The sequence below is a fragment of the Mesorhizobium sp. M7A.F.Ca.CA.004.06.1.1 genome (assembly GCF_003999135.1).
Classification (GTDB): Bacteria; Pseudomonadota; Alphaproteobacteria; order Rhizobiales; family Rhizobiaceae; genus Mesorhizobium.
On record NZ_RZPQ01000224.1, the window covers coordinates 1 to 7,762 of the forward strand.

11 protein-coding genes are annotated in these 7,762 nt (G+C 64.0%); 2 read left to right on the forward strand and 9 right to left on the reverse strand.

Features of this window, described 5'->3' with window-relative positions; translation table 11 throughout:
- Positions 1-150: 150 nt before the first annotated feature.
- Both EN906_RS15420 and EN906_RS15425 read right to left on the reverse strand, forming a co-directional pair.
- Positions 151-606, reverse strand: coding sequence for a DUF6644 family protein (locus EN906_RS15420; RefSeq protein ID WP_127270443.1), 456 nt, complete (start codon positions 604-606; stop codon positions 151-153).
- The gene (locus EN906_RS15425) at positions 607-996 is read right to left on the reverse strand and encodes a DUF6152 family protein (protein ID WP_127270442.1); all 390 of its coding nucleotides are present in this window, start codon (positions 994-996) and stop codon (positions 607-609) included. It abuts the gene before it with no gap.
- 220 nt (positions 997-1,216) lie between these two features.
- Between EN906_RS15425 and EN906_RS15430 the strand changes: the two genes are divergently transcribed.
- Positions 1,217-1,537 (forward strand): DUF1476 domain-containing protein, encoded by a 321-nt coding sequence (locus EN906_RS15430; RefSeq protein ID WP_127270441.1) that lies wholly within the window; start codon positions 1,217-1,219, stop codon positions 1,535-1,537.
- A 92-nt stretch (positions 1,538-1,629) separates the two neighbouring features.
- On the opposite strand, the gene EN906_RS15435 is transcribed toward EN906_RS15430, so the two are convergent.
- The gene (locus tag EN906_RS15435) at positions 1,630-2,184 is read right to left on the reverse strand and encodes a DUF4142 domain-containing protein (RefSeq protein ID WP_127270440.1); all 555 of its coding nucleotides are present in this window, start codon (positions 2,182-2,184) and stop codon (positions 1,630-1,632) included.
- Between the two features lie 211 nt (positions 2,185-2,395).
- Positions 2,396-3,139, reverse strand: coding sequence for a DUF899 family protein (locus tag EN906_RS15440; RefSeq protein ID WP_164749022.1), 744 nt, complete (start codon positions 3,137-3,139; stop codon positions 2,396-2,398).
- A 145-nt stretch (positions 3,140-3,284) separates the two neighbouring features.
- On the opposite strand from EN906_RS15440, the gene EN906_RS15445 reads away from it, so the two are divergent.
- Positions 3,285-3,620: a hypothetical protein gene (locus EN906_RS15445; protein ID WP_127270438.1), complete on the forward strand. Its 336-nt coding sequence runs from the start codon at positions 3,285-3,287 to the stop codon at positions 3,618-3,620.
- 11 nt (positions 3,621-3,631) lie between these two features.
- Here the strand turns inward: EN906_RS15445 and EN906_RS15450 are convergent, their stop codons facing one another.
- The 5 genes from EN906_RS15450 to EN906_RS15470 form a co-directional block, all read right to left on the reverse strand.
- Positions 3,632-4,456, reverse strand: a complete 825-nt coding sequence (locus tag EN906_RS15450) for a carbohydrate ABC transporter permease (protein ID WP_127270437.1) — start codon at positions 4,454-4,456, stop codon at positions 3,632-3,634.
- A 1-nt stretch (position 4,457) separates the two neighbouring features.
- Positions 4,458-5,330 carry a sugar ABC transporter permease gene (locus tag EN906_RS15455; protein WP_236382911.1) on the reverse strand — a complete coding sequence of 291 codons (873 nt, stop codon included), beginning with the start codon at positions 5,328-5,330 and terminating at the stop codon, positions 4,458-4,460.
- A 116-nt stretch (positions 5,331-5,446) separates the two neighbouring features.
- Complete coding sequence (locus EN906_RS15460) at positions 5,447-6,715, reverse strand: ABC transporter substrate-binding protein (protein ID WP_127270435.1); 1,269 nt, start codon at positions 6,713-6,715, stop codon at positions 5,447-5,449.
- Positions 6,716-7,000: 285 nt separating this feature from the next.
- Positions 7,001-7,489 carry a GNAT family N-acetyltransferase gene (locus EN906_RS15465; RefSeq protein ID WP_127270434.1) on the reverse strand — a complete coding sequence of 163 codons (489 nt, stop codon included), beginning with the start codon at positions 7,487-7,489 and terminating at the stop codon, positions 7,001-7,003.
- Positions 7,490-7,494: 5 nt separating this feature from the next.
- Positions 7,495-7,762 (reverse strand): lytic transglycosylase domain-containing protein (locus EN906_RS15470; protein ID WP_164777186.1); only part of this gene is annotated, 268 nt, incomplete at its 5' end.

Below are 7,762 nucleotides of genomic sequence, written 5' to 3' on the forward strand. Positions count from 1 at the left end.
CCCCTTGTGGGAGAAGGTGGATCGGCGCGATAGCGCCGAGACGGATGAGGGGTGGTCCAGCGGAGTGAGACGTTGGCGTTCCCTGGAACACCCCTCATCCGTCGCCTTCGGCGACACCTTCTCCCACAGGGGGAGAAGGTGGATGCGGCGCTAAAGAAAACCGATGAACCGTCCGGCGAACAGCACTGATGTCCACAGCAGTATCGAGAGCACAGCCAGGATGGCGCTGCCGGCCGGCTCGTCACCGCCTCTGGCGAAGCGCAGGAAGGCGAAAAAATTGACGCCGGCGAGAAGGATGAGTGCCATCTTGGCGAGGAAGACCGGCATCGCCGCATAGGTGCTCGCCTTGACCGAAAACAGCAGCGAGCCGGTGACGAGCGCACCGACGAACGCGCCTAAAGCAACGCGGCGCAGCAGCGCGACGAACGCGGCGTGCGGCAGTGAGCGGAAAGCGCCGCAGATCCTGAGGTCCATGAGGAGGACGCTGGTCAGCAGCGCGCCGATCGACAAGATGTGGAGCGCGTTGACGATGGGGTAGGCAATGAAGGAGCCCTTCAGCCACCGCGCCAGGGCAAATTGCTCGATGCCGGCGAGGAACTCCGCCATCTAGGCCGGCGGCACGCGGTCGGGATAGACATCGTATGTCTTGCCGCCGACGATGACGCGCACCGCTTTCATGCGCTTTTCGCTCGCCTCGACCGAGCGGTTGCCGATCGCGGTCACCTCGTCGCCGACCTTGGCCACCTCCTCCGTGAAGCCAGCGGCGATGGTGCGGGACGGCGGCGCCATCTCCACCCGCCAGGCCTCTCCCTCGGCGTCGACATCCAGCGTGGCGTGCGGATTGCCGATATAGATGGCCGTGATCTTGCCCCTGAGTTCGAAAAACCCGTCCTGCGTCCACGACCAGCCATGATGGGCATAGGCCGCGGTGCCGGCGGCAAGCATCACGGCCGCCGTCAGCGCGACGCTGCGAATTCCATTGAAAGGCGACCGCATCACTCGTCTCCTCGGTTCGTCCACCATGCATTCGAGAGTAGGACACGGCGCGGCAACGTCAAATCACATCGGCCAAATGACCGGAACCGCCAAGCACCCCGCTCAATCGCCGGCGTGAACGATCCGGCCTTGCTAAAGACATCCATGCACGCCACTCTCGCCTTCCCTGCCCGCTTTTCCCTTGGGCTGAAGATCGGACTCACATCGAACGAGGCAAACCATGAGCAGCATGAGAGACCGTCAGGAAGGCTTCGAAAAGAAGTTTGCGATGGACGAGGATACGAAGTTCAGGGCCATGGCGCGCCGCAACAAGCTGCTCGGCCTCTGGGCCGCCGAAAAGCTTGGCAAATCTGGTGCGGACGCCGACGCCTATGCGAAGGAAGTGGTGCACGCCGACTTCGAAGAGGCCGGCGACAACGACGTGTTCCGCAAGGTGCGCGCCGATTTCGACGCGGCGGGCATCGCCCAGTCGGATGCCCAGATACGCACCGCCATGGAAGAGCTGCTGGTGACCGCGGTGGAGCAGATCAGGTCGACCTGAGCGCCGCTCATTGTGCTTGGTTTGCCACCGTAACGCTCTACGGCGCCCCCAGACAGAGGGGGGCGCCGTAGAGCGTCGGCCTTGAACCGCCCTCACCCCTGATGCGCGGCCGCCAGTTCCTTCACATGTTTTTCGTGCATCTGCAGCGTCGGCAGGGTTTTCTTGGCGAATTCCTTCATCGCCGGGTCGTCGCCGGATTGCGCATAGCCGCTGAACAGCGCGACGGCTTCCTTGTGGGCGTTGGTCTGCATCTCGATGTATTTGGCCTGGAACTGATCGCCGCTGGCGCCCTTCAGCTCATCGAGCATCTTCTGCTCCTTGGGCTGCAGGGCCGGACCTGACGGCGCGGTGGCCGAGGTTGTCTGGCCCTGGGCAAGCGCCGCCTTGAATTCCTCGCCGGCCTTGGTGTGGTCGGCGATCATCTGTTTGGCGAACGCCTTGACGTCGGCATCGGTCGCCTTCTGCTCGGCGAGCTTGCTGGACTCGATCTCGAACTCATTGGCGCTCGGCACCGTCTTGATGAAGGTCGAAGTGTCGACCTTCGTCGTCGTAGCGAGCGGCGTGGTCGTGGCGGTCGTGTTCGACTGGGCAAAGGCCGGCGCGCCGGCAAGCAATGCTGCTGCGGTCAGAATGGCAAGCGTCTTCATGGCATGTCTCCGGTTGGAATTGTCCCTCGGACAATCCAACGTCGCTTGGGCACTCCGGTTGCAGCTCTTGAGGAAGAAGCCTGCGCATATCGCCTCGATCGCCCCGCCGTATATGTGGCTTGCTCGAACGCTCGCCGATGCCCTCGTTCGAGCCAGCCCATGGGACTCATGTTCCGAAAACTGAAACGCGGCGGCTGGCCAGAGCTGCCTTTCAGTGGCAACACGCCTCGCCATATTGCAGCTGCTCGTTCCAGTTCGGGCGGCCTTCCGGCGTGAAATCCATCAGGTTCCACAGCGTTTCGCAGGTGCCGAGGCTGCGCGGATCCTGGCCCGGCTCCGTCGGCGCGAAATCCAGTTCCGAACTCCAGAAATGGCGTATGCCCTCGCCGTCGCGGTGAAACACCGACAGCAGCGGGATCTGTGAGCCGTCGGCCGCCTCCGCATTGTAGTCGCGCTTGAAGCTGTTGGAAGCCGAAGACACCAGCCGCATGTTGCGCCAGCCCCTGTCGAGGCCGAGCGTGACCAGGTTTTCGAGCGCGGTCTTGCCCACCACCGCGAAATTGAAGCCGGCGGCCTGGAGATGCCCGACCGCGCCGTCGAACTGGTCGAGCAATGCCGTGCAGGAGGGGCATGGCTGGTCCTGCCGGGCGAGCTTCGCCGTGCCGCCGCTGGTCGCCACCTCGCGCTTTTCCTGCGGATGGCGCGGGAACATCATGTTGTAGAGGATGAGCGAGTCCTTGCCGGGCGCGAACAGCTCCGACAGCTTTATCTTTGCAGGCCTCCCATCGCCGTCCAGCCCGTCGAATTCATAGTCCTGGCGGATCAGCCCGCCCGGCGGCAACGCGCGCCGGGCCTCGGCGACCTCTTCCATGGCGCGGCGCAGCTCGATTTCCTTCTTCAGCAATTTTTCGCGCGCGGTGCGGTATTTGGCGGATTCATTGGGAAAGGTGATCATGATCGGCTCCTTCAAGTCGCGGCGCCGGCGTCCCGGCGCGGTTGCTCTGCGACCCAAGGACGTTCGGCAGCGATCGGTCCCGACATTTATTGCGCATGGTGAGATGTCGTAATACCTGTTCGGGCAGCGTGATCCGGGGAACAACATGCACGACGGCGAGATCGATCTGCGCTGCCCGCAAGTGGTGGCCGACAATGCCGCCAAGGGCCTCAGGCTGCGCGGCGAGTTCGGCCGTGGCGGCACCGAGATCGGCGTCGCCCGAGCCACCGAGCTGAAGAACCGGGAAAAGCTCGCGCCCTCCACCATCCGCCGCATGGTCAGCTATTTCGCCCGCCACGAGGTCGACAAGCGCGGCAGGAACTACGGCAATGAGCAAAACCCTTCGGCCGGTTATATTGCCTGGCTGCTGTGGGGCGGCGACGAAGGCCGCGCCTGGGCGCTGGAGCTCAAGCAGAAGATCGGCAACGCGCCGGACATCTGAGGACTCGTCCCTCACCCCTTGACCCCGCCCGCGGTGAGGCCGGAAACGATTTTGCGCTGGAAGATCAGGACCAGCACCACCAGCGGCACCGTGACGATCACCGAGGCGGCCATGATGTTGCCCCATGGGATCTCGAACTGCGAGTTGCCGGAGAGCAGCGCGATCGCCACCGGCACGGTCCGCTGTGCGTTGTTGGAGGTGAAGGTCAGGGCAAACAGGAACTCGTTCCACGCGCCGATGAAGGCCAGCAGGCCGGTGGTTGCCAGCGCCGGCCACATCAGCGGCAGGAAGACCCGGGTGATGATGAGCCACGGCGTCGCGCCGTCTAGGATCGCCGCCTCCTCGACCTCGACCGGCAGGTCGCGGACGAAGGTGGTGAGCACCCAGACGGTGAACGGCAAGGTGAAGATCATGTAGGAGAAGATCAGCGCGAACAGCGAATTGTAGAGGCCGAACAGGCGGACCAGTTCGAACAGCCCCGCCAGCAGCGCCACCTGCGGGAACATCGACACCGACAGGATGATGAACAGCAGGGCCGAGCGGCCGCGGAATCGAATGCGCGCCAGCGCATAGGCCGATGTGACGCCGAGCAACAGCGAAAGCGCAACCACCGCGCCGGAGACGAACAGCGAGTTCAGCAAGTTGCGCACGAAGCTGCCTTCGGTCAGCACATTCCGGTAGTTGGCGAGGCTGATCGTCGTCGGCCACAGATCGGCCCGGAACAGGTCGGTCCCCGATTTCAGGCTGGTGACGATGGCATAGTAGAACGGGAACACGGCGACGAAGACGATGACCGCGACCAGCAGGTAAAAGGCCGTGCGCTTCACGATCCACATGTCAGCGGCCTCCGTCCAGCCTGATCCGGCCGATCCGGATGGTGACGATGGTGAGCAGAGCTAGGATCAGGAAGAGCAAGGTCGAGGCGGCGGAGCCATAGGCGAACTTGTCGAACTCGAACAGGTTCTCGCGGGCGAACACGGACATCGACTTGGTTTGCACATTGTTGGGCGTCAGCACATAGATCAGGTCGAAGATGCGCAGCGCATCGAGCGCGCGGAAGATCACGGCCACCATCAGCGCCGGGCGGATCAGCGGCAAGGTCACCCGCCAGAAGATCTGCCAGGGGTTGGCGCCGTCGAGCCTGGCGACCTCGATGATCTCCCTCGGCAGCATCTGCAGCGCGGCCAGGATGAGCAGCGTCATGAATGGTGTCGCCTTCCAGATATCGACGATGAGGACGGCCGCCATCGCCGTGTCGGCGTTGGCCGTCCAGGCGATCTTGTCGCTGATCAGGCCGAGGTTGAGCAACACGACATTGATGATGCCGAACTGGTCGTTGAGCATCCATTGCCACATCTTCGCCGAGACGATCGTCGGGATCGCCCAGGGGATCAGGATCGCTGCCCTGACGATGCCGCGGCCGGCGAATTCGGCGTTGAGAACCAGGGCAACGATCGTGCCGAGGATGGTCTCGCAGGTCACCGAAATCACCGTGAAACGCACCGTGTTCCAGACGGCACGCCACCAGACCGGGTCGACGAGCAGCCCGTCATAGAGGGTCCGGCCGCTCGGCATATGCAGCACCGAGAAGTAATTGGCGAAGCCGACCCATTGGCGCGCGTCGAGGTCGGCCAGCGAGGCGTCGGTGAAGCTGAAATAGACCGTGCGGGCGAGCGGCCAGCCGGCCGCCCCGGCGAGCACCAGAAGCATCGGCGCCAGGAAAAGCCACGCCGAGCGAACGCGCTGTGCCGTCAACGGCGATGGCCGACGACGAACAGCCTGTGTCTCCGACGCCGCACGGGCGTCGGTCCCTGTCGGCACTGTGGTCACCAGCCGTTGCCCTTCAGCTTGGTCAGCATCGCTTCGAGGTCGGCTAGATTGTCGGCGGCGGTGCCGTCGCCCGAGAGCGTGTTGTGAACGGCGTTCCAGAACTGGCTCGACGCCTCGTTGTATTTGATCCTGGTCGCGGCCGACGGGCGCGGCACCGCATTGAGAAATATCTGCTTCCAGCGCGGAATAATCGGGTGCTCCCTGGCAATGTCGGCATCGTCATACAGCGCCTGGATGGTCGGCAGGTTGGACGTCTTCAGCGCGCGGTATTTCTGCATCGCGGGCGAAGCGATGAACTTGACCAGCCCGATCGCGGCATCCGGATGCTTCGAATGTTTGGAGACGGCGAGATTCCAGCCGCCCAGGGTCGCGACCGGGCGCGCGCCGTCGCCCGTGCCGGCCGGCAGCGGTGCCACGTCGAACTTGTCCTTGATCGGCGAGCCCTCGCCGTTGCCGAGCGCATAGGCATAGGGCCAGTTGCGCATGAACACCGCATTGCCTGTCTGCCAGACGCCGCGCGATTCCTCTTCCTGGTAGGCGAGTACGCCGGGCGGCGCGATGGTCCCGACCCAGCCCTTGATCATATCGAGCACCGCCGCCGCTTTTGGATTGTTGATGGAGATGGAACCGTCCGGCTCGATGATCTGGCCGCCGCCATTCGACATCACCCATTCGAGCGCGTCGCAGGTCAGCCCCTCATAGGCGTTGCCCTGGAAGACGAAGCCCCAGATATCCCGATTGCCAGCCGCACGCTCCTTGTCCATGACCAGCCTGGCGGTGTCCGCCAGTTCCTTCCAGGTGGCCGGCACCTTGGCGCCATATTTGTCGAGGAGATCCTTGCGGTAGTAGAGCGCCGGCGCATCGGTGAAGATCGGCAAGGCGACGAGCTTGCCGTTGACGGTCTGTGACTGGATGATCGATGGAAAATGCTCGGCCACGACGTCCTTGGTCGCTGCGGTCAGATCCACGAGCTGACTGGCGAGCTGCGGTGCCCAGATCACGTCCGTCTGGTAGACGTCGATGTCACTGTTTCCGGCGGCGAGCCAAAGCCGGTACTGGCCGAACTGGTCGGTCCCGGACGTCGGCATGACGACGATGCTGACCTTGTTGCCGCTGTCTTTCTCGTAACGGTCGAGGATCTCGCGCAGCACCTTGATGCCGTCGCCGGTATCGCCCGACACCATCGACAGCTCGACGGCCCGCGCCGGCGTGCCAGCCAGGATGGCAGTGACGCCGAGCGCCAGGAATGCGCGAGAGAGTTTCATAATGGTGAATGTCCCTCCGCAGCCGGCCGCCGAAAATCCTCCCACCCGCCGGCAGCTTGTCAGGCCCTCACCTCCCATTGAATGCGAAGCGGCGCTTTTGGGTTCCCAAATCGCGCCGTTCCTGCGTGGGGCGACACCCATCAGGGTGTGTTGAGATTCAGGTCAGGCCGAGTCGAAAATGGTGGTTTCCGAGAACCGGAGCGGAGCGTACTTTTGGGTACGTGAGCACCGGAAGCGCAGGAAGCCATCATTTGCAGGCCGGCATCACCTGAATATCAGCACACCCTAGCCTTCCCAGGCGACAGGCATCATGCCCAGCCGCTCATAGAGCCGGACGGCGGTGGGATTCTCGACCGTGTTGGTCTTGAGGTCGACATGATCGGCGCCGCGTTCGCGAAAAACGGCGAAGGCGTGCCACATCAGCGCTTCGGCAACGCCCTTGCCGCGAGCCTCGGGATGAACGGCTAGATCCTTGACGAAGGCGCGGGTCCAGCACAGTGCCGCTGCCGCCAGCCGGCCCTTGGCGTCGATGACGAGGAAGCACAGTGCCGGGTCGAATTCGGGATCGTCGGCGATGCGCGGCCACCACTCATCGAACGGACCGTCGGCGCCGTCGTCGAACACTTCGGTCAACAGCGCATGCAGGGGCAGCGCATCACCGGGCTCGAAGCTGCGCATGACAAAGCCGTCGGGCCAGTGCGGCGGAACCAGCGTCTCGTCGAGGATCTTGCGCAGCCGGATGTCGTTGAGAGCCGGCGGGCGCGGTTCAGGCATCGCGCTCAGGCGTCGGGCTGCAGGCGACGGCGCTGGCGGTCGCGGCCAAGGCCGGTCGCCTCGAGCAGGCCCTTGCGCTTGGCGTCGTAATAATAGCCGGTCTGGTAGAGCCAGTCGGCCTTCTTGGCGTTGCCGCCGGCCACCAGCCAGGCGCCGCGCAGATATTTCACCGCGTATTTCAGATTGGTATCGGCATCGAACAGGCCCTTGGCCGGCCCGTCATAGCCCATGCCGCGCGCCGTCGCGTGTTTGATCTGCATCAGCCCCCAATGG